Source organism: Cupriavidus sp. GW823-FHT07A04 (assembly GCF_058794615.1).
Genome location: NZ_JBXAHA010000004.1, coordinates 367273 through 386146 on the forward strand (window position 1 = coordinate 367273; position 18874 = coordinate 386146).

An 18874-nucleotide genomic window follows, 5' to 3' on the forward strand; every position below is an offset into this window, starting at 1 on the left:
TTTTAGGTGTCGGTGCGCGCCGGCACTAGCTGCCGTTGCGCCGGCCGTGCTCATCGAGCAGCGGCGGCGGCGCCAGTGCTCGCGCACCGCTGCCGGCCAGCATGGGGTTGCGGATCATCGGCACGCGGCCAAGCACCGGGTGCTCGGCTTGCTGCACCAGTTGGCGGTGCGCGACCTGCGGATGCGCAAACACTTCTGCCATGGAGTGGATCGGGCCCCATGGCACGCCGGCCGCGTCGAAGGCTTGCGTCCAGCTCTGCCGGTCGCGGGTGGGGAACACGTCGGTGAGCAGCTTGCGCAGCGCCGGCAGGTTGGCGATGCGCCCCGAGTTGCTGGCGTAGCGTGGGTCCGTTGCCAGCGCGCCGAGGCTGGCCACTTCGCAGAAGCGCGCGAACTGCGCGTCGTTGCCGATGGCGAGGATCAGGTGGCCATCCGCGCAGCGGAAGACTTCGTACGGCGCGCAGTTGGGATGCGCATTGCCGCTGCGTTGCGGCGCCTTGCCGGACACCAGGTAGTTGGAGGCCTGGTTGGCATTGAGCGCGACTGCCACGTCGAGCAGGGCGATATCCAGGTATTCGCCTTCGCCGGTGGCGTGACGGCGCAGCAAGGCCGCCAGCACCGCCGAGGTGGCATACATGCCGGTGGTCAGGTCCACCACCGCCACGCCCGTGCGCAGCGGGCCTGCGCCAGGCTCGCCGTCGGGGTGCCCGGTGTAGCTCATCAGCCCGCCCATGCCCTGGAACACATAGTCGTAGCCGGGCTTGTCCGCCATCGGGCCGCTCTGGCCAAAGCCGGTGATCGACAGGTAGACCAGCCGCGGGTTGAGCGCCTTGAGCGTTTCATAGTCCAGGCCGTAGCGGCGCAGCGTGCCAACCTTGTAGTTCTCCACCAGCACATCGGCTTGCAGCGCAAGCTCGCGGATCTGCGCGGCGCCTTCGGGGGTGGCGTAGTCGATGGCCACGGATTGCTTGCCGCGGTTGCAGCAGATGAAGTAGGCGGAGAGGCCAGCCTCGCTATTGCCGCCCGCGCTGCCTTCGGGCGCGTGCAAGTAGGGCGGGCCCCAGCCGCGCGTGTCGTCGCCGTGACCGGGGCGTTCTACCTTGGTGACTTCGGCGCCCAGGTCGGCCAGGTTCTGCGTGCACCACGGGCCGGCCAGTATCCGGGACAAATCCAGCACCTTGATGCCGGCCAGGGCCTGATGAAGCATGGGGTCTCCGCAAGACAATTCGTTATGGTGCGGGCGAGTGTATCGGCGGCCCCCGGGGCGGGCCAGTTCATAGTTTTCAAGGAAGCGTTCGCCGAATTCGAACGGCCCGGTGAAGCCATGGTGAGGGCCGGGGCGGCCTGAAGTGAATTCCGCAGCGCTCGGCTGCAGACGGTGGCGCATTCCCCTCCTAGCGGCGTGCGGTACGCGCTACACTTGAGCTACTGCGCCCGCGATCGAGAAGTGGATCGGGCAGAAGCATCCGGATCCCGGCGCGGCCAGTTTCCTGCTTCACCTACCCCCAGCGAGGAGATGCATCATGTCGATACCGTCCAATCCGTTCACCGATTTCAGCAAGTTGCTTGAGCAGTACAAGCTCCCCGGGGTCGATATGACCTCGGTAATCGAAGCGCGGCGCAAGGATATCGAAGCCATCACGGAGGCCAACAAGGTGGCCTACGAAGGCATGCAGGCACTGGTGCAGAAGCAAACGGAGATCCTGAGCAAGACCATGCAGGAGATCCAGTCGGCGGCGCAAAAGATGACCACCGGCGGCAACCCGGCCGAGGCCATGGCCAAGCAGGGCGAGTTCGTTCAGCAGGGCCTGCAGAAGGCGTTCAACAATATGCGTGAACTGGCGGAAATGGCGCAGAAATCGCAGGCCGAGGCGCTGGCCGTGATTACCAAGCGCGCGGAGCAGAATATCGAAGAGGCGAAAAACCTGATGAAGCCGAAGGGCAAGTAAGCGCGAGCAAGCGCAAGTCCGCACAAGCGACAAGCCTGTTGCGGACAGCCTCGCCAAGCCAGGATCGCTCCAGATCCTGGCTTGGCGGGCCGCGCCACGGCGTCATGCCAGCGCGTCCATCGCAGTGCATGGATTGCACTGCTGTGAAAGGGATCCATCATGATCGCCATCACGAACGCCAGCCCACTGATCTCGCTGATCGCGGGCATCCTGATCCTGATCATGCCGCGGCTGCTGAACTACATCGTGGCAATCTACCTGATCATCATCGGCTTGCTAGGGCTGTTCGGCGGGCACCTGCACTAAGAGCGCCGTTTCAAAGAGATCCTGGCGTCGTTGCGCGGCCTTGGTCGATCTACTTGTAGGGTCTGCGGCCGCGCGCCTGGCCAGAACCGCTTCGCTTCATTCTGAAACGGCCTCCAAGGCGCCGGGCGTAGCCGAAGGCAATGCGCGCATCTCCCGCGCAGCACGGGAAGGCCGCGCTGCGCGGGCGTGCTTTACGCCTTGACAGCGCGGCGTGCGCTTTGCTGGGCTGCGCCAGTCGCTGCCGCGGTCGATGCTTCGATGTTGGACTTCACCGTTTCAACCGCTTGCTTCGAGGCCTTCTGCACCGATTCGTAGGTGTTGTTGGCGGCGGCAACCGTCTGCTGCAGCAGGGCGGTGATCGCCTCCGATCCGGCCGGCGCATTCTTTACGAACGTATCGACGAAGGTTTGCACGCTGCGGTAGTGCTGTTCGTATTGCGCTTCCACCGTCTTGGTGAGCTCGGCCTGCGTGGCCGAGGCAATCTCGTACACGTGGCGGGCATACGCCAGCGCCTTGTCGGCTGCCGGCTGCGCGAACTTACCCTGCGCGCTGAAGACATCCTTCAGGTCGCCACCGGACAAGGCCGCCTGCACGGTCTCCTGGCTTTCGGCCAGGCTCGACTTCACGGCTTGCAGGTTCAGCTCGGCCAGTTTCTGGAAACCGTCGAAAGCCGTATTCGTCAGCGCGAACAAGTTGGCGAAATGGGCTTTCTGGGCTTCAGCGAACTGGTCGGACGAAAAAACGAACATGCGTGTTCTCCTGTGTATCGCCCGGCAGCCAGGCCGACATGCAAGGGATGTGCCGTCGCGGCAAGCGGGTCGAATATGAGATTCGGAAAGGCGGCGGCATCACTGATTTGCGCAGTGCACCATCCAAGGGCAGATTCTAGAGCCCTCTATTTGGATAGCCCCTAGGGAGATACCCGAACAAACACGGTATCCCGCTTGTTGCTGTGCAGCAAGGTCGACATGCGCGTACCCAACTGTGTGGGGGTGCCTCCCGGCGTACCCCGTACGCAATCCAGATGACGATCCGGGGCGGGCGCAAAGAGCGCATCCTCCACTTCCGGATGACCGTCTTCCCGCTCCCGCGATGAGGGCAACGTCAACTGCCCGAGCTTATGCCGCCGGCTTCTCGAACGCGCGCAGCGGCTTGAGGAATTCCAGCGTGCGCTCGCGCTTGAGCAGCCTCGGCAATGCCTGCTCATAGGCTTGCCGATAGGGCCGGCTCAAGTGATATGTCTGGAAATATGCTGGGCTGCAAGCCCAGGTCTCGTAGAGCACCAGCGTATCGTGGTCTTCGACCGAGCGATGCAGGTAGGTGTTGACGAAATCCGGCTCCTTGGCCATTTGTTCCAGCACTTGCAGCAAGCTGGATTCGAGTTCGTCGCGATGCTCCGGCTTACCCGGCAGGTGGACGATAAAGGCGATGCTTTCGCTCATGGTGTTCAGTGCTCCTTGCTGATGCTTAGTCAGACAATTCAGCTAAGCCAGTTAGGCCAGTTAAGCCCGTTAAGCCCGTTAAGCCAGTTAAGCCAGTTAAGCCAGTTAAGCCAGTTAGGCTGCTCAAACCTCACAACTGGCTCATGCCGCCATCGACGATGATCTCCGTGCCGACGATGAACGCCGACTCGGTGGCCGAGAGATGCAGCACCGTTGCCGCGATTTCCTTCGCCTCGCCAAAGCGGCCGAGCGGGACCTGGCTCTTGATCTGGGCGGCTGTGTTGGCGAGGGTGTCGGCGTCCAGGCCGAGCTTGCCGTAGAGCGGCGTGCTCACAGGGCCCGGGCTGAGCACATTGACGCGGACTCCGCGCGGCAGCAACTCGGCGCAGAGCGTCTTGGCCAGCGAGATGAGGCCGGCCTTGCTGGCCGCGTAGACCGCAGATGACGGCATGCCGATGTGCGCGTTGATGGAGCCGTTGAGCACAATCGATGCGCCTGGATTGAACAGCGGCGCCAGTGCCTGGATCTGGAAGAAGGGGCCCTTCACATTGGTATTGAAGGTCTGGTCCCACATCGATTCCTCGACATCCGACAACGGTGCGAACCTGGCGACGCCCGCGTTGATGAACACGGCATCGAGCTTGATGCCTTCATCGGTGAGGCGTTTTGCCAGCGCGCGGGCGGCGTCCACGGTGCCGGCGTCATTCTGGATGGCTAGCGCGTTGGCGCCCAGCGTGGGCTTGGCGGCCTCCAGCGTCGCGGTGTCCCGGCCCGTCACGATGACGCGCGCGCCCTCGGCGGCGAATGCCTGCGCGGTAGCCAGGCCCATGCCACTGTTGCCGCCAGTGACCAGTACGGTTTTGCCTTCGAAGCGAGTCATGGTGTTCTCCTGAGAACGTGGTGTGGTGATGTGAATGGAGTATGGACAGCGCGGGACAATAAGCCATGCGAAAGAGTTAGCAATCTTGTTCGATAAGATTGGACGTCTTTGGCGGCCTGTCAAAAAGCGCTGCCAACCACACGCGGACTCGGGGGAAAGGAAAAAAGGGCGCTGCCAGGCAGCGCCCCCCATGTTTTGCCGCGTCAGCAGCCGTGCCGGCAACGTTACGCCTGCGTCTCGCGCTGCCGCGCCACTTCCTGGTTGCGCAGGATAAAGCGCTGGACCTTGCCGCTCGGCGTCTTCGGCAACTCGGGAACGAACTCGATTTCGCGGGGATAGGCGTGGGCCGCGAGGCGATTGCGCACGTGCAGGCGCAGTTCTTCGGCCAGCTCCGGGCTCGCCTTGTATTGGGGGCCGAGCACGACAAAGGCCTTGATCAGTTCGGTGCGTTCCGGATCGGGTTTGCCGATGACCGCGGTCTCGACCACCGCCGGATGCTCGATCAGCGCGCTCTCTACATCGAACGGGCCGACGCGGTAGCCGGAGGTGGTGATGACATCGTCGGCGCGGCCGATAAAGCTGATGCTGCCATCGGGGTTCAGCTCCGCGGTGTCGCCGGTCAGGTAATACTGGCCGACGAAGGCGCCGGTGGGCGTGCCGTGGTAGCCGGCGAACCAGGCCATCGGCGATTGCTGCATATCCAGCGCGAGCGTGCCAGGCTGGCCGGCCGGCAACTCGCGTGCGTTGTCGTCCAGCACCACCACGCGATGGCCCGGGCTGGCGAAGCCGGCCGCGCCCAGGTGCACCGGATGGCGCAGCGCGTGGTGATTGCACAGCACCATGCCGAGCTCGGTCTGGCCGTAGTGATCGTGGATGGTGACGCCGAGCTGGTCGGCGAACCAGCGGATCACTTCCGGGTTGAGTGGCTCGCCCGCGCTGCTGACCGCGCGCAGCTTGCCGCGCAGCGGGCCGGCCACGGCCTGCCCCGCCGCGATCAGCAGGCGATAGGCGGTGGGCGAGCCGGCCAGGTTGGTGATGCCGTACTTGTCGATCATCCGGCATGTGCTCTCGATGCTGAATGGGCCGTCATAGAACGTGGTGGGATGGCCCAGGGCCAGAGGCCCGGTCACCGCGTAATACAAGCCATAGGCCCAGCCAGGATCGGCGAGGTTCCAGAAGGCATCCTCGGGGCGCAGGTCGACCGCATCGCGCATATAGCCCGCGAACGCAGCCACGGCCTTGAGCGGCACCAGCAGCGGCTTGGCGGGGCCGGTGGTGCCGGAGGTGAACATCATCAGGAACGGATCGTCGCCGGTGCGCATGACCGGATCGAACCGGGCCGGCTGGCGGTCAAGCTCCGCCCAGAAACTGAAGTCTCCGCGCGCGATGCCGCGGCCTTTGGTGCCGCCAACGGTGAGTACTTGGGGGCAGTTCTCCACCTCATCGAGCTTGCCGCGATTGGCGCCGTCGGTGACCACGAGCCGGGCGCCGGAGGTCTGCAGCCGATGCTCGATGGCCTTGGGGCCAAAGGCTGTGAACAACGGCTGGTAGACCGCGCCGGCGCGCCAGGTGCCCAGGATGGTGACAAGCAACTCCGGGGTGCGCGGCAGCAGGCCAGCCACACGATCGCCGGGGCCGATGCCCTGCGCCGCGAGAAAGCTGGCGAACTGCGCGGAGAGCTTCTGCAACTGGCTGAAGGTATAGCTCTCGCTGGTGCCGTCGCGGCTCTCCCAGAACAGCGCGATGCGCCCTGGCAGTGCATGGCGGTCGCAGCATTCGACGCAGGCATTGATGGCATCGAGCTTGCCGCTCAGGCGCTCCGAGAGCGATGCCTCATAGGAAAAGCCGGCGATGGCCTCGGCGTAGTCGCGCATGGTGGTCTCCTGGTTTTCTTGTATGAATCGCAGCCGTCCGTATGGACAGCGGGTGCGCAAAATTCTGGGCCACGCCAGCGTGCCCGGCAATGGCCAAAATTTCCAGGGTGGCTGAACCCGTTTGCCAGTGTGCGTCGCGAGGGCCGTTTGGGCGCGATGCTATCGGCCGCCGTGGCCACCATGGCCGCCGCCGCCGCCGCCGCCGCCGCCGTGACCGCCGTGACCGCCGTGACCACCGTGGCCACCGCCACCGCCGTGACCGCCGCCGTGACCCGGCGGACGGCTGGGCGGATAACCACCAGGCGGGCGCACATGTACTGGCGGATAGCCCGGTCCCGGCCCATATGGCGGACGCTGCGCCCAGCGTCCCTGGTCGTGGTACCAAGGCCGCCCGCGATAGTAGTTACCCCAGTAGGAGCCGATGGAGAATGTGATGATGGGAAGGCCAATCACGGTGCCGTAGTTCAGCACAGGAACACTGCCGCCCTGATAGGCGTACCCAAGCTGCCCGGCATAGACCCAGCCACGCAGGTTAGGCAGCGCCACGTCGCACCATGTGTACTGGCTGACGCACCCCATCACCGTGAGCGGCACGCCGCCGGACAACTGCGCCACCACCGGGTAATCCGGTGCGGGTCCGGCACGCAGGTAGACGGGGGCGGTGGTAAAGGCTTGGGCAGGCTGCGCAAGCGCCACACCGGGCGCGGCCAGCAATGCGGTGATTCCTGCTAGAACGCACTTAACAGCCACTCGGCGCATCAAGGCCTCCGCGGCCGCTGTTGATTGCGGTTTACCCCACCACGTGCCAAGGCGAGACGGAGAACGCCACCATCAGAACGGAAACGATGGCGGGTGCACCGTATTTGATCGCGAGCGATTGGGAGAGTGTGCCGAGCAGGACATAGAGGCACACCAAGCCGATCGCGCACATGAACACAAGGCTTTGATAATCTTGCATGGATGTCTCCTTTAGTCGTTATATTTTTAACGTTATTTCTAATGACATCGTCCGTACTTAGGTACTTAGCAACAGCCTTGAGCACGATCAAGCCCATATTAAGTCTGGTCAATCGTGAATGCCAGAGGGTATACGCGCACCTTCCTTTGCGTGTGCCGAATACATTCCACTCATTCCATCGGAGCGAGACACAAATGAATCTCATCAGAACACGCTTCGCGTCGCTGGCTGGCGCACTGGTTTTGGGCTGCATTGGCACGGCATATGCGGCAGGCATGCAAGTGTCGTCCGCATCGTTCGCGGATGGGGCGACGATTCCTACGCTGCACGGCAACAATACGTCCGATTGCGGCGGCAAAGGCGTGTCGCCGCAGGTGTCGTGGTCGAATCTTCCCGCCGGCACCAAGTCCATCGCGGTGCTGCTACTGGATCCTGACGGCAATATGGGATTAGGCAATTCGCATTGGGTTGCCTACAACATCGCCGCCGATCGCGGTCAGTTGAAGGAAGGCGAGGGACAGGCCGATGGCCATGGCATCACCGTTGGCAAGAATGTCCGGGGCGAGCCGATTTATCGAGGACCTTGTCCGCAAGCTGGTGATGCGCCGCATCATTATGTGTTGACCGTCATCGCCACAGACCTTGCGCCAACCGCGCTGCCGCCCGGCCTGAACAGGGACGAACTGATGCAGGCGCTAAAAGGCCATGCGCTTGGCGGCCAAAGCGTCATTGGAAGATATGCGCGCTAAAAAGGTGGCGTATCTCATTGAGCGCACCTTTCATGAACAGGAGGCTACGGGCATCAGGCCATCAACAATAACGCTCGAAAATAGCCCCCGGCAATTGCCACAAAAGCAATACACCATGACCCGCCACGCTGGCGTTGCGCGAGTGTTGCCCGCGCGGTGCCCGCCATCACAGGGCTGCAACCAACGCCAACACCGCCACCACCACTAACGCGCCAACGTGATGTCGAACATCACGCAATGATGCTTGGCGCGCTCGATCCCCTCGCTATGATTTCGTGCTGCTGCGGCGGGCAAGGCGCATCGTCGCCGCATGCGGCGAACTCGCCGTTGGCAACGCGTGCCGTAAAAAATCCCTTTAGTTATGATCCGGCGCGTCGCACGGCGTGCCAGGCCCGGCAGCATGAACGCTTGCGTAAATTCAGAGGAGTTGCATGGTGGCCAAACGTATCCTGATAGTTGGCGCCGGTTTCGCCGGTATGTGGAGTGCCCTGAGCGCGGCGCGCCTGATCGATCTGCATGGCCAGAAGGATGTGGAGATCGCACTGATCGCGCCTCAGCCGGAACTGCATGTGCGTCCGCGCTTCTATGAGGCAGGCGCTGCGCGGATGAAGGCGCCGCTGCGCGACATCTTCAATGCGGTTGGCGTCAGGTTCATCCAGGGCACCGTCGAGCGGATCCATGCGGACCGCAATGAAGTCGAGGTGGTTGGCGTCGATCAAGCGAGGTCCACGCTGTCCTATGACCGCCTCGTGCTCGCTACGGGCAGCCGCCTGGTCCGCCCGCAGATCCCGGGCTTGGACAAGCATGTGTTCAGCGTGGACCAGATCGATGAGGCGGCCGAGCTGGAGGCGCATATCAAGCGCCTTGCCGATCATCCGGCATCGGCCGCGCGCAATACCATTGTGGTGGCCGGTGGCGGCTTCACCGGCATCGAGACCGCGGCCGAAATGCCGGCGCGCCTGCGCGAAGCGCTGGGCGAGGACGCCGTGGTGAACGTCATCGTGGTCGATCGCAATGACGAGGTGGCCGCCGAGCTCGGCGCCGGCCCGCGTCCCGTCATCACGCAAGCGCTTGAAGAGCTTGGCGTGACCTGGCGGCTAGGCGCGTCGGTGGCGTCGGTCGACGAGAACGGCCTGACCACGGCGGACGGCGAGCGCATCGATGCCAAGACGGTGATCTGGACGGCCGGCGTGCGCGCCAGCGCGCTCACGCAGCAGATTCCCGCGCAGCGCGATGCATTCGGCCGCTTGCATGTGGACAGCAACCTGCGCGTCAAGGGCGTGGATGCCGTGTTCGCCACCGGTGATGTCGCTTATGCCGCCACGGACGATGACGGCAACTATGCCGCGATGTCGTGCCAGCACGCGATGAACCTTGGCCGCTCGGCGGGGCACAACGTTGCCGCGGATCTGCTCGGCCTCGCACCGATCCCCTACCGCCAGCCGCGGTACGTCACCTGCCTGGACCTGGGCCCGTGGGGCGCGGTCTACACCGAGGGCTGGGAGCGTGAAGTCAAGCTCGTTGGCGCGGACGCCAAGGCGCTGAAGGGCCGGATTAATTCCGAATGGATCTATCCACCCAGCGCCGATCGCGCGCAGGCACTGGCCGCGGCCAATCCCGATCGCACCGTGGTAGCGTAAATCCGCTGCGTTGGCTGGCCGGAATCGCGCTCGCCGAGCCTAGTCTTTGTCTGCCGTATCGCGCTCGCCGCGCCGGTGGGGGGCGCGGTCGGCGAGCCATCGCACTACGTGCGGGCCGAAGTTGGCTGGCGCCTTGACGAGGGTCCGCTCGGCGAGATCCGCGAGCGTGTGCTTGGCCAGTTCCTGCCGCATGGCCTTTTGTGCCGCCTGCATGACGGCATCGATGGAGCAGGTGCCACGGGTGGCCCAGGCGGGCGGCGATGCATCGAACAGCGCGCAGCGCTCGCGGATCTCGCGGCAGTCGAACAGCGCCTTGTCGCCGTCGATAGCTTGCACGACATCCATGACCGTGATCTTTGCCGCCGGCCGCGCCAGCGAGAAGCCGCCGCGAATGCCTTCAGTGGCCACGACCAGGTTGGCCTTGGCCAGCTTGGTGAACAATTTGGCGAGGTATTCGGCAGGGACGCCCTGCAGCTCGGCCAGGTCGCGCACGCTGGCTTCCTTGACGCTTGCCGTCGGGTCGGCGAGGAACAGGAGGCAGTGCAGTCCGTATTCGACGCCCGTGCTGATGTGGGACATGGCTTAACTAAGATAGATTGAATCGTAGTTCAGCCTATGCAGATTCAGTGCGAAGCGCAAGCGTCGGGAACGGCCAGCAGGCGCGGCCGCATGGCCACGCAAGGAAGGCTGCGCACAGGACTCAGGCGATCGTATCCACGACCCCGCCGTCCACGCGCAATGCGGCGCCGGTGGTGGCCGAGGCTTGCGGGGAGCAGGCATAGACGATCATGTTGGCGACTTCTTCGACGCTGGCGGCACGCTGGATGATCGAGGTGGAACGGTGTGTCTTGACGAAGTCCGCAGCCACGGTTTCGGCGGATTGCCCCGAGCTTGCAATGGCATCCTTGAGCATGTCGGTGACGCCCTCTGACAGCGTGGGGCCTGGCAGCACCGCATTGACGGTCACACCGGTACCGGCAAGCCGCTTGGCCAGCCCGCGCGAGACCGCGAGTTGCGCGGTCTTGGAAAAGCCGTAGTGGATCATGTCGGCGGGGATGTTCAGTGCCGATTCCGACGAGACGAACACGATCCGTCCCCATTTACGCTCGGCCATGGAGGGCGCATAGGCCCGCGACAGCCGCACGCCCGACATGACGTTGGTTTCGAAGAAGCGGGTCCATTCGCTGTCGGGCGTCTCAAAGAAGTCCTGCGGCTGGAAGATGCCAAGGTTATTCACCAGCACATCCACCCGGGGATGCGCCGTCACCAGGCGGGCGCAGACCTCGGGGTCGGCAAGGTCGCCGACGAAACCCGTCACGTCAGCGCCGGCAACAGCGGCGCGCAACGCTTGCAGGGCCTTGTCCACCGTGGCCTCGCTGCGCCCGTTGACGATGACGCTGGCACCCGCGCCAGCGAGTCCCTTGGCCGTTGCGAAGCCGATGCCGGCGGTGGATCCTGAAACAAGGGCGATCTTGCCCGTGAGATCAATTTTCATGGCCATTCCTGGTTATGGCTGGTTAGCCCGGTAGGGAGGCCTGCCGAGTGCAGGCCGACTGACCTAGTGTATTGGCTCCATGGATTTCGGCAAGGCCCGTCGCTTAGAGGCCATTTCCAAAAGATGCTGGCGTCGTTGCGCGGCCTTGGCCGATCCACTTGTACTTGAGGTAAGGGGGTAAGGGGGTAAGGGGGTAAGGGGGTAAGGGGGCGATGTTGGTTTTTGGACCCAAGAGCCATACGACATCCCCCTGCGGGGGCTGCCGGTCACTCTTCTTTGCGTCGGCAAAGAAGACTAACGAGAAGAAAGCCGACCCTGCCGGGCGCAGAGCAATCGCGGGTGCGCAGGGTGCTGGTTTCGTCGTATGGCCAGCGGTTCTGCTGGCATCTGCCGGTACCGGTTTGACCGGCCACGACGCTGCCGATTTCCGGGATGCGTAGTACGGCCCCCGGTAGCGGAATCCTTGCCCATTCGCCAATCTGCCGTTACCGGTGCGGACCGCCACGACACATCGCCCGTCAATGGTTTCGTGGTGGGGCGGGCGCGGTGGTCAGGGTTTTGGGCATATCAACCCGGTGCCACCGCGCCCACGACGGAACCGGTGCGCTTGCAACTTCGTGGCCGGCCACTGCGCGAGCGACAGACGGCTTGAAGCAAGTGATGTCTGCTACCGGGGGCTGCACTACGCATCCCGGAAGCTGGCAGGTTCGTGGCCGGTCAAGCCGGTACCGGCAGATGCCAGCAGAACCGCTGGCCATACGACGAAACCACCGATATTCGAGAGCCTGATTGCTCTGCGCCCGGCAGGGTCGGCTTTCTTCTCGTTAGTCTTCTTTGCCGACGCAAAGAAGAGTGACCGGCAGCCCCCGCAGGGGGATGTCGTATGGCTCTTGGGTGCAAAAACCAACGCCGCCCCGAAACGTAGCGACACCCACCAAAGTCTCCAAAGCCCTCAAAGCCCCCTTTTGCCGGGGCTTGGATTGCGGCCGTGCTCCCGCACGATGAAGGCGCTGCCGCGACGCTGCCATCCGGCAAGAATCCCCCGGGTGCAGAAGTTGCGATCGGCGATCCACAGTTCGGCCGGCTGGGCCGATGCGAGCAAAGTCTCCACATTGACTCTGGTTTTTGTTCGAGAACACGGAGGGTGTCCTAATTTTCGTCACCTTGAAAGGGGTGCCTCTCAGGCGGCCACGCGTACCAGTTCCACGCGCCGGTTCTTGCCGCGGCCTTCCTCGCTGGCATTGTCGGCAATCGGCTTGCTGGCGCCAAAGCCCTCGGCACGCACGCGGGACTTGTCGACGCCCTTGGCAATCAGTGCGGCGGCTACGGCTTCGGCGCGCTTCTTGGACAATTGCTGATTGTGTTTTTCATCGCCGACATTGTCGGTATGCCCATCGATCGACAGCTTCAGCGTAGGCGCCTTGTCCAGGAGCTTGCCGATTTCGTCGATGACCGGCTGGTCGTCCTGGCGGATGGCCGCCTTGTCGGTATCGAAATTCAGGTAGAGCGCGATATGGCCCTTTTCATCGAGTGCCTTTTGCATGTCGTCGGCCTTGACCAGGCCCACCACGGTCTTCATCTGGCCTTCCGTGACCGTGATGATCTGGGTGTAGCCGCCACCGACAAACAGGCCGATCCAGACGTTGCCTTCCGGCTTGCGGATCAGGTAGTAGTCATAGCTGTCGGGGCTCATCGCCACGCGCATCTTGTTGACGATCAGGTCGCCCAGGTCGTTGTTGTTCTGGGCCAGCATGGCGGGGTTGGTCGGCAGCATGGCGCTGACCTTGACGCCGCCCAGCGCCTTGATGACCGCTTCGTAATTGCGTTGCGCGGCGAGGTCGGAAAGCTTCGCGTCCGAGTTCATGAAATGCCGGTTTTCGTAGCGTCCTTCGACCGGCAGGAGCTGGCTGCCGGCGATCACGTAGATGCGGTCGAATTCGGAGCTTTTGACAAACTTGTGGCCGTCGATCAGCCCGCTTGGCCAGTCGATATAGGGGAAGGGCGGCAGCTCGGCAGTGGACATCGGCACGCTTGCGATATCGAACCTGGCGGCGGCCGGAACTGCGGCTGATGCGGTGGCAGGAGCCGGTGACGTGGCCGCGGGAGCCGCGGCCTGATCGCTGGCCGGCGCAGCTGTATCGTGTTTTTTCTTGCAGCCCGACAGCGCGAGTACGCCGACGAATGCAACGGTACAGCCGACTTTCAACCATGCTTGCATATTGTCCGATCCGTGTATGTTCAAGTCGATGAAGCCCGACTCATCGTAAATTCGCTGAGCCGGATTCTACGCGGGGTTGGTGTCAATGCCGCGCCGATGTGGCGAAAGCCTCACCGGCCTCGCATGCCTCCCGGGCCGGCTTGCCGGCCTGCCTGGGCGCGCTCTTTCGGTCCACGTACAATCGCTGTTTTTACTTGATCCCAAGGGTCCCACATGACCACTATCGGCACCCCTCTCTCGCCTGGCGCGACCAAAGTCATGCTGCTGGGCTCCGGCGAGCTCGGCAAGGAAGTCCTGATCGCGCTGCAACGCCTCGGCGTTGAAACGATTGCGGTGGACCGCTATGCCGATGCGCCCGGCCAGCAGGTGGCGCACCATGCGCGCACTATTTCCATGAGCGACCCGGACCAGCTCAAGGCGCTGATCGAGGCCGAGAAGCCGGACCTGGTGGTGCCGGAGATCGAGGCCATTGCCACGCAGATGCTGGAGACGCTGGAAGCCGCCGGCGTGGTGCGCGTCATCCCCACGGCGCGCGCGGCGCGCCTGACCATGGACCGCGAAGGCATCCGCCGCCTGGCCGCGGAGACGCTCGGCGTGCCCACCAGCCCCTACAAGTTCTGCGACTCGCTGGAAGAGCTGCAGGCCGCCATCGATAGCGGCATCGGCTACCCGTGCGTGGTCAAACCGGTGATGAGCAGCTCCGGCAAGGGCCAGAGCAAGATCGACGGCCCCGCGGACGTCAAGGCCGCATGGGACTACGCCATGGCCGGTGGCCGTGTCAGCCACGGCCGCGTGATCGTGGAAGGCTTCATCGACTTCGACTACGAAATCACGCTGCTGACGGTGCGCGCGATCGGCGCCGACGGCCAGGTGGAAACGCAGTTCTGCGAGCCGATCGGCCACGTGCAGGTCAGCGGGGATTACGTGGAAAGCTGGCAGCCGCATCCGATGCATCCGGCCGCGCTGCAAAAATCCCAGCAGATTGCGCAGGCCGTCACCGCCAACCTGGGTGGGCAAGGCCTGTTCGGCGTGGAACTGTTCGTCAAGGGTGAGCAGGTCTGGTTCAGCGAAGTCAGCCCGCGTCCGCATGACACCGGCATGGTGACCATGATCACCCAGTGGCAGAACGAGTTCGAGCTGCACGCGCGCGCCATTCTCGGCCTGCCGGTCAGCACCGCGCTCAAGAGCCCGGGCGCCAGTGCGGTGATCTATGGCGGCGTGGATGCCAAGGGCGTAGTGTTCGACGGCGTGGATGAGGCGCTGCGCGTGCCGCAGACCGAGCTGCGCTTGTTTGGCAAGCCAGAGAGCTTCACCAAGCGCCGCATGGGCGTGGCGCTGGCGTACGACGCCGATGTGGAAGCGGCCCGCGTGCGCGCCAAGGATGCGGCGGGACGTGTGAAGCCGCGCGTGGCAGGCTGAGCGTATTGCGCGAGGAGGGAGAGAGCCCGCGCGCGCGCTCGGTATCAGCCCTCCCAATCCTCGACGCGCAGGCCAGGTACGCGTTGAAACTCGCGGGTGTTGTGGGTGACAAGTGTCAGGGCTCGGGCGCGGGCCTGGCCCGCAATCAGTACATCGTAAGGGCCAATTGGTGTACCGGCTGTGGCTAGCGCCGCTCGCAACTCACCGGCGTGACGCGCATCTTCGCGGTCGAAATCCAGCACCTCGAATTGCAACCCTTCGACCCGAGCGAGGTTTTCCGTGGCGCGTTGGCTCTTGAACGCGCCATAGAATAGCTCGTGCGCCACAATGGCCGGGATGCCGAAATCTTGCGGCTGGTGTTGCCGCAATCGATTCAGAAAGCCTGCGTGACCTCTCAGGAGTGCAATGACGGCATTGCTGTCGAGCAGGAATTTCACTTAAAAAAATCCAGTTCTGGCCGGCTCTGATCTGCGGGCTGTTCGCTTGCCGCCTGCGCGAAGTCTTCGTCCAGCGGGCCGACGATGGGATCCAGCCACGCCCAATCGCTGGCAATAGGCTCCAGGATGACGGCGTTGCCATGGCGGCGAATGCGCACCTCGCTTGCCTCGAAACGGAAGTCTTTCGGCAAGCGTACGGCTTGTGATCGCCCAGACCAGAAGATTTTCGCGGTATCCATGCCGCACTCCTGTTGAGTGAGATATGCCAAAAGTATATGCCGGAGTGCCGAGGCGTTCAATAGCGATTAGTGATTTATGATGCCTATTGATTGGCCTCTACCAGCCGAATTCGTTCAGACACTGCATTCCCCGATCACATCGCATGGAGCCAACCGTCATGACCCTGCATATTGGCATTGTTGCCTGCTCCGCCGAAGGCGCCGCGCTTTGCTACCGGACCATCTGCATGGAGGGCGCGCGGCTGCTCGGGCCGCATGCGCATCCCGAGATATCCATGCATACCCCGTCGCTTGCCGAGTACGTCAAGCACCTGGATCGCGGCGACTGGCAGGCCGTAGGTGAGTTGATGCTCACCTCTGCCAGGAAGCTCGCTGGCATGGGCGCGGATTTCCTGATCTGTCCCGACAACACCATTCACCAGGCGCTGCCGTACGTGGTGGCGCGTTCGCCGCGGCCCTGGCTGCATATTGCCGAGGTGGTCGCCGAGAGCGCGGCGGCGCGCGGCTTCACCCGCCTGGGCCTGACGGGAACGCGCTGGCTTGTCGACAGTGAGGTCTACCCCGAAAAGCTTGCCGCGCGCGTGCTCGGCTTCATGCGGCCGGACCCCGCCGAGCGCGATGAAATCAATCGCATCATCATGGACGAACTGGTGGGCGGCATCGCCACCCCGGAAGCACTCACTTACTTTCAGCGGGTTATCGGGCGGATGAAGTCACAGGGTTGCGATGCGGTTGTGCTCGGCTGCACGGAAATCCCGCTGATCGTAAACGATGCCAACTCGCCACTGCCGACGCTGGATTCCACGCGGCTGCTGGCGCAGGCGGCACTGCGCAGGGCGGTGCAAGGCGCATCTTGATGCCGGGCAAGCTGGCGCGTTCACGCGTAGTATTGGCGGGCCCTGCAACACATCAGGAAGCCCAGCCATGACCAGCAAGCCCATCAAGATCCCGGGGCCCGATCATCCGATCGTGATCGAGGCAAACCCCGCGCGCGTCGTCGTGGCGCTCGGCGGCGTCGTCATTGCCGACACCCGCAGCGCGCTCACGCTGCGCGAGGCATCCTACCCGGCGGTGCAGTACATTCCGCGCAAGGATGTCGATATGTCACTGCTGGCCCGCACGGACCACGCCACCTACTGCCCGTACAAAGGCGAGTGCGCTTACTACAGCATCCCCGCGGGCGGTGAGCGATCGGTCAATGCGGTGTGGACTTACGAGGCGCCGTATGCCGCCGTCGAGGCCATCAAGGACCACGTGGCTTTCTACCCCAGCCGTGTCGATGCCATCGAGCAGCAGCAGGGCTAGCCAGTGAACGCCAGGGCCGCGCGCCTGGCCAGAACCGCTTCGCTTCATGTTGAGGCGGCCTCTTAGCCGCGTGGCACGTCATGGACGAACTGCCCGGCGCTTAGCGTGTTGACCTTGTCGCCCGAGATATCCATCAGGATGCGGCTGCGTTCCGGGGACATATACACCGTGATGTACTGGACCGGCCGCGACTCCGGGTCATGCAGCAGGCGCACCAGCTTGAGCAGCGGCGCGCCAACCTCCGTGCGCAGCCAGCCCGCGTAGGCGGGGTCGGCCGCCTGGGCCGTGATTTCCTGCACCACGCGGCCGAATTTCACCCCCTGCGCCATCAGGATCTCGTAGAGCGCGTGCTTGCGCAGCGCCGCTGCCGACACGCGCTTGCCCAGCGCGGCGGGAACCCATGCATCCGTCAGCATCACCGGCGTGCCCTTGATGCTGCGCAGGCGCAGCGCGTGCACGGCTTGTTCGCCCGGGGTGAGTTGCAGCAGTTGGGCAATGTCCGCCGGCGGCACGGCAGTGGTCACCTCAAGGACCTCGACGTCCGTCTCCAGTGCTGCTTTGCGCAGGCCGTCGATCACGCTAAGGCTCGGGCTGCTGCGCCCCGCCGGCATGTCCGCTCGCACAAAGGTGCCAAGGCCATGGCGCCGCTCCACCAGCCCCAGCGCCGCCAGCTCGGATAGCGCCCGCCGCACCGTGATGCGCGAGACGCCAAAGCGCTCGCACAGTGCTTCTTCTTTCGGCAAAGCCCCCGTTTCCGCATAGACGCCGCGCGTGATTTCATCGCGCAGCACGAGAAAGAGCTGCCGGTGCAGTGAGGTACCGGGCATATGGCCCAGCGTAGAAGGGGAGTCGGTCGTGCGCGGCATGAGGTGACGGTTTAGTGGCGTGGGCAGCATAGCACAACGGTCCAGCGGCGAATTTCCCGATTCTTGACGGAACCGGTAAGTTGTATCTAGAATATAAACACATAAACACTGGGTGACGGTAGACAACCCGTTCCCCTCCGCGCTGATGCTCACTCCGTACGCATTCCGTCACCCACCGCAAGCACACAGGACCCGTCCATGACCCTCGCAGCTATCCTTCGCCAGCGCCTGCAGGTGCCCGGCATGATCATCGCGCCCGGCGCTTACGACGCCATCGGCGCGCGCCTGATCGAGCAGGCCGGCTTCTCCGCTTGCTACATGACTGGCGCCGGCACGTCGGCGGCGCGCGGCTTCCCCGATTTCGGCCTGCTGACGATGAGTGAGATGGTTGAAAACGCCGCGGTGATGGCGCGCTCCGTGTCGATCCCGCTGATTGCCGACGCCGACACCGGCTACGGCAATCAGCTCAACGTCACCCGCACCGTGCGCGAGTACGAGGCCCGTGGCGTGGCGGCGATCCATATCGAGGACCAGGTTGCGCCCAAGCGTTGCGGCCATCTGGATGGCAAGGAGGTGGTTTCGCGCGTGGAGTTCGTCTCCAAGATCCGCGCGGCGGTGCAGGCGCGCCGCATGCCGGATTTCGTCATCATCGCGCGCACCGATGCGCGCGCCATGCTCGGGCTGGAAGAGGCTATCTGGCGCGCCAACGCCGCACTGGAAGCTGGCGCGGACCTGGCCTTCGTGGAAGCCACGCAGACCATCGAGGAAGTCGCGGCAGTGCCGCGGCTGGTGCGCGGCCCTTGCCTGCTGAACGTGGTGCCCGGCGGCCGCACGCCGATCTTCGACCTGCGCGAGGCCGAGGCCATGGGCTATAAGCTGGCCATCCTGCCGGGCCTGATGCTCAAGGCCGCGATCCAGGCGGGCGACGAAGCGCTGGCCGAGCTCAAGGCCACCTTTACCGCGCCAGGCGTGTCGGCCAGCGTGGGGCAGACCTTCCGGCGCTTCGGCGCTGATGAATGGGATAGCCTGCGCCAGCGCTTCAATGCCGGCGAGCGCGCCACCAACCCCGACGCGCCGGCAAGCGCAAAGGCTTGACG

At 64.1% G+C, this 18874-nt stretch carries 21 protein-coding genes; 8 read left to right on the top strand and 13 right to left on the bottom strand.

Annotated elements, in window-relative coordinates; genetic code table 11:
* Nucleotides 1-25: 25 nt before the first annotated feature.
* Nucleotides 26-1207 carry a CaiB/BaiF CoA transferase family protein gene (locus tag AC1Q7Q_RS09565; protein WP_492370428.1) on the bottom strand — a complete coding sequence of 394 codons (1182 nt, stop codon included), beginning with the start codon at nt 1205-1207 and terminating at the stop codon, nt 26-28.
* 316 nt (nt 1208-1523) lie between these two features.
* Here AC1Q7Q_RS09565 and AC1Q7Q_RS09570 point away from each other — a divergent pair, with 316 nt between their 5' ends.
* Entirely contained in the window at nt 1524-1949 is a 426-nt protein-coding gene (locus AC1Q7Q_RS09570) for a phasin family protein (RefSeq protein WP_492370427.1), read from the top strand.
* A gap of 159 nt (nt 1950-2108) precedes the next feature.
* Nucleotides 2109-2255, top strand: a complete 147-nt coding sequence (locus tag AC1Q7Q_RS09575; RefSeq protein WP_174426797.1) for a DUF3096 domain-containing protein — start codon at nt 2109-2111, stop codon at nt 2253-2255.
* Nucleotides 2256-2446: 191 nt separating this feature from the next.
* Here AC1Q7Q_RS09575 and AC1Q7Q_RS09580 read toward each other — a convergent pair whose 3' ends face one another.
* From AC1Q7Q_RS09580 to AC1Q7Q_RS09605, 6 genes are all read right to left on the bottom strand, one after another.
* Nucleotides 2447-3004 (bottom strand): phasin family protein, encoded by a 558-nt coding sequence (locus AC1Q7Q_RS09580; RefSeq protein ID WP_492370426.1) that lies wholly within the window; start codon nt 3002-3004, stop codon nt 2447-2449.
* Between the two features lie 369 nt (nt 3005-3373).
* Nucleotides 3374-3697 (bottom strand): putative quinol monooxygenase, encoded by a 324-nt coding sequence (locus tag AC1Q7Q_RS09585; RefSeq protein WP_492370425.1) that lies wholly within the window; start codon nt 3695-3697, stop codon nt 3374-3376.
* Nucleotides 3698-3827: 130 nt separating this feature from the next.
* Nucleotides 3828-4577 (bottom strand): SDR family oxidoreductase, encoded by a 750-nt coding sequence (locus AC1Q7Q_RS09590; RefSeq protein WP_492370424.1) that lies wholly within the window; start codon nt 4575-4577, stop codon nt 3828-3830.
* Nucleotides 4578-4801: 224 nt separating this feature from the next.
* Nucleotides 4802-6451: an acyl-CoA synthetase gene (locus AC1Q7Q_RS09595; RefSeq protein ID WP_492370423.1), complete on the bottom strand. Its 1650-nt coding sequence runs from the start codon at nt 6449-6451 to the stop codon at nt 4802-4804.
* Nucleotides 6452-6610: 159 nt separating this feature from the next.
* Nucleotides 6611-7165 (bottom strand): SH3 domain-containing protein, encoded by a 555-nt coding sequence (locus AC1Q7Q_RS09600; RefSeq protein WP_492370422.1) that lies wholly within the window; start codon nt 7163-7165, stop codon nt 6611-6613.
* A gap of 76 nt (nt 7166-7241) precedes the next feature.
* On the bottom strand, nt 7242-7409 hold the full coding sequence (locus tag AC1Q7Q_RS09605) for a hypothetical protein (protein WP_006164149.1): 168 nt from the start codon (nt 7407-7409) through the stop codon (nt 7242-7244).
* A 194-nt stretch (nt 7410-7603) separates the two neighbouring features.
* On the opposite strand from AC1Q7Q_RS09605, the gene AC1Q7Q_RS09610 reads away from it, so the two are divergent.
* Both AC1Q7Q_RS09610 and AC1Q7Q_RS09615 read left to right on the top strand, forming a co-directional pair.
* Entirely contained in the window at nt 7604-8158 is a 555-nt protein-coding gene (locus AC1Q7Q_RS09610; protein WP_492370421.1) for a YbhB/YbcL family Raf kinase inhibitor-like protein, read from the top strand.
* A 434-nt stretch (nt 8159-8592) separates the two neighbouring features.
* The gene (locus AC1Q7Q_RS09615) at nt 8593-9798 is read left to right on the top strand and encodes an NAD(P)/FAD-dependent oxidoreductase (protein WP_492370592.1); all 1206 of its coding nucleotides are present in this window, start codon (nt 8593-8595) and stop codon (nt 9796-9798) included.
* 39 nt (nt 9799-9837) lie between these two features.
* Here AC1Q7Q_RS09615 and AC1Q7Q_RS09620 read toward each other — a convergent pair whose 3' ends face one another.
* From AC1Q7Q_RS09620 to AC1Q7Q_RS09630, 3 genes are all read right to left on the bottom strand, one after another.
* Nucleotides 9838-10377 carry an RrF2 family transcriptional regulator gene (locus AC1Q7Q_RS09620; RefSeq protein ID WP_492370420.1) on the bottom strand — a complete coding sequence of 180 codons (540 nt, stop codon included), beginning with the start codon at nt 10375-10377 and terminating at the stop codon, nt 9838-9840.
* A gap of 121 nt (nt 10378-10498) precedes the next feature.
* Nucleotides 10499-11293 (bottom strand): SDR family NAD(P)-dependent oxidoreductase, encoded by a 795-nt coding sequence (locus AC1Q7Q_RS09625; protein ID WP_492370419.1) that lies wholly within the window; start codon nt 11291-11293, stop codon nt 10499-10501.
* A gap of 1180 nt (nt 11294-12473) precedes the next feature.
* The gene (locus AC1Q7Q_RS09630; RefSeq protein WP_492374389.1) at nt 12474-13511 is read right to left on the bottom strand and encodes an OmpA family protein; all 1038 of its coding nucleotides are present in this window, start codon (nt 13509-13511) and stop codon (nt 12474-12476) included.
* Between the two features lie 213 nt (nt 13512-13724).
* Here AC1Q7Q_RS09630 and purT point away from each other — a divergent pair, with 213 nt between their 5' ends.
* On the top strand, nt 13725-14930 hold the full coding sequence (gene purT, locus AC1Q7Q_RS09635) for a formate-dependent phosphoribosylglycinamide formyltransferase (RefSeq protein WP_416050970.1): 1206 nt from the start codon (nt 13725-13727) through the stop codon (nt 14928-14930).
* Between the two features lie 44 nt (nt 14931-14974).
* On the opposite strand, the gene AC1Q7Q_RS09640 is transcribed toward purT, so the two are convergent.
* Together AC1Q7Q_RS09640 and AC1Q7Q_RS09645 are read right to left on the bottom strand one after the other, a co-directional pair.
* The gene (locus AC1Q7Q_RS09640) at nt 14975-15367 is read right to left on the bottom strand and encodes a type II toxin-antitoxin system VapC family toxin (protein WP_150984262.1); all 393 of its coding nucleotides are present in this window, start codon (nt 15365-15367) and stop codon (nt 14975-14977) included.
* Complete coding sequence (locus tag AC1Q7Q_RS09645) at nt 15364-15606, bottom strand: antitoxin (RefSeq protein ID WP_150984261.1); 243 nt, start codon at nt 15604-15606, stop codon at nt 15364-15366. Before AC1Q7Q_RS09645 ends, AC1Q7Q_RS09640 begins: the two co-directional genes overlap by 4 nt.
* A 158-nt stretch (nt 15607-15764) precedes the next feature.
* Between AC1Q7Q_RS09645 and AC1Q7Q_RS09650 the strand changes: the two genes are divergently transcribed.
* Together AC1Q7Q_RS09650 and AC1Q7Q_RS09655 are read left to right on the top strand one after the other, a co-directional pair.
* On the top strand, nt 15765-16463 hold the full coding sequence (locus AC1Q7Q_RS09650; protein ID WP_492374390.1) for an aspartate/glutamate racemase family protein: 699 nt from the start codon (nt 15765-15767) through the stop codon (nt 16461-16463).
* Between the two features lie 67 nt (nt 16464-16530).
* Nucleotides 16531-16911 carry a DUF427 domain-containing protein gene (locus tag AC1Q7Q_RS09655; RefSeq protein ID WP_492374391.1) on the top strand — a complete coding sequence of 127 codons (381 nt, stop codon included), beginning with the start codon at nt 16531-16533 and terminating at the stop codon, nt 16909-16911.
* Nucleotides 16912-16973: 62 nt separating this feature from the next.
* Here AC1Q7Q_RS09655 and AC1Q7Q_RS09660 read toward each other — a convergent pair whose 3' ends face one another.
* Nucleotides 16974-17738: a GntR family transcriptional regulator gene (locus AC1Q7Q_RS09660; RefSeq protein ID WP_492374392.1), complete on the bottom strand. Its 765-nt coding sequence runs from the start codon at nt 17736-17738 to the stop codon at nt 16974-16976.
* Between the two features lie 237 nt (nt 17739-17975).
* Here AC1Q7Q_RS09660 and AC1Q7Q_RS09665 point away from each other — a divergent pair, with 237 nt between their 5' ends.
* Nucleotides 17976-18872, top strand: coding sequence for an isocitrate lyase/PEP mutase family protein (locus AC1Q7Q_RS09665; RefSeq protein ID WP_492374393.1), 897 nt, complete (start codon nt 17976-17978; stop codon nt 18870-18872).
* The last annotated feature ends 2 nt before the right edge of the window (nt 18873-18874 follow it).

Bases quoted from the DNA above. Each gene is read 5' to 3' on its own strand.
- purT (WP_416050970.1), top strand. From the start codon at position 13,725: ATGACCACTATCGGCACCCCTCTCTCGCCTGGCGCGACCAAAGTCATG.
- AC1Q7Q_RS09580 (WP_492370426.1), bottom strand. From the start codon at position 3,004: ATGTTCGTTTTTTCGTCCGACCAGTTCGCTGAAGCCCAGAAAGCCCAT.
- AC1Q7Q_RS09625 (WP_492370419.1), bottom strand. From the start codon at position 11,293: ATGAAAATTGATCTCACGGGCAAGATCGCCCTTGTTTCAGGATCCACC.
- AC1Q7Q_RS09575 (WP_174426797.1), top strand. From the start codon at position 2,109: ATGATCGCCATCACGAACGCCAGCCCACTGATCTCGCTGATCGCGGGC.
- AC1Q7Q_RS09565 (WP_492370428.1), bottom strand. From the start codon at position 1,207: ATGCTTCATCAGGCCCTGGCCGGCATCAAGGTGCTGGATTTGTCCCGG.
- AC1Q7Q_RS09665 (WP_492374393.1), top strand. From the start codon at position 17,976: ATGACCCTCGCAGCTATCCTTCGCCAGCGCCTGCAGGTGCCCGGCATG.
- AC1Q7Q_RS09595 (WP_492370423.1), bottom strand. From the start codon at position 6,451: ATGCGCGACTACGCCGAGGCCATCGCCGGCTTTTCCTATGAGGCATCG.
- AC1Q7Q_RS09605 (WP_006164149.1), bottom strand. From the start codon at position 7,409: ATGCAAGATTATCAAAGCCTTGTGTTCATGTGCGCGATCGGCTTGGTG.
- AC1Q7Q_RS09655 (WP_492374391.1), top strand. From the start codon at position 16,531: ATGACCAGCAAGCCCATCAAGATCCCGGGGCCCGATCATCCGATCGTG.
- AC1Q7Q_RS09585 (WP_492370425.1), bottom strand. From the start codon at position 3,697: ATGAGCGAAAGCATCGCCTTTATCGTCCACCTGCCGGGTAAGCCGGAG.
- AC1Q7Q_RS09570 (WP_492370427.1), top strand. From the start codon at position 1,524: ATGTCGATACCGTCCAATCCGTTCACCGATTTCAGCAAGTTGCTTGAG.
- AC1Q7Q_RS09650 (WP_492374390.1), top strand. From the start codon at position 15,765: ATGACCCTGCATATTGGCATTGTTGCCTGCTCCGCCGAAGGCGCCGCG.
- AC1Q7Q_RS09660 (WP_492374392.1), bottom strand. From the start codon at position 17,738: ATGCCCGGTACCTCACTGCACCGGCAGCTCTTTCTCGTGCTGCGCGAT.
- AC1Q7Q_RS09590 (WP_492370424.1), bottom strand. From the start codon at position 4,577: ATGACTCGCTTCGAAGGCAAAACCGTACTGGTCACTGGCGGCAACAGT.
- AC1Q7Q_RS09610 (WP_492370421.1), top strand. From the start codon at position 7,604: ATGAATCTCATCAGAACACGCTTCGCGTCGCTGGCTGGCGCACTGGTT.
- AC1Q7Q_RS09620 (WP_492370420.1), bottom strand. From the start codon at position 10,377: ATGTCCCACATCAGCACGGGCGTCGAATACGGACTGCACTGCCTCCTG.
- AC1Q7Q_RS09630 (WP_492374389.1), bottom strand. From the start codon at position 13,511: ATGCAAGCATGGTTGAAAGTCGGCTGTACCGTTGCATTCGTCGGCGTA.
- AC1Q7Q_RS09645 (WP_150984261.1), bottom strand. From the start codon at position 15,606: ATGGATACCGCGAAAATCTTCTGGTCTGGGCGATCACAAGCCGTACGC.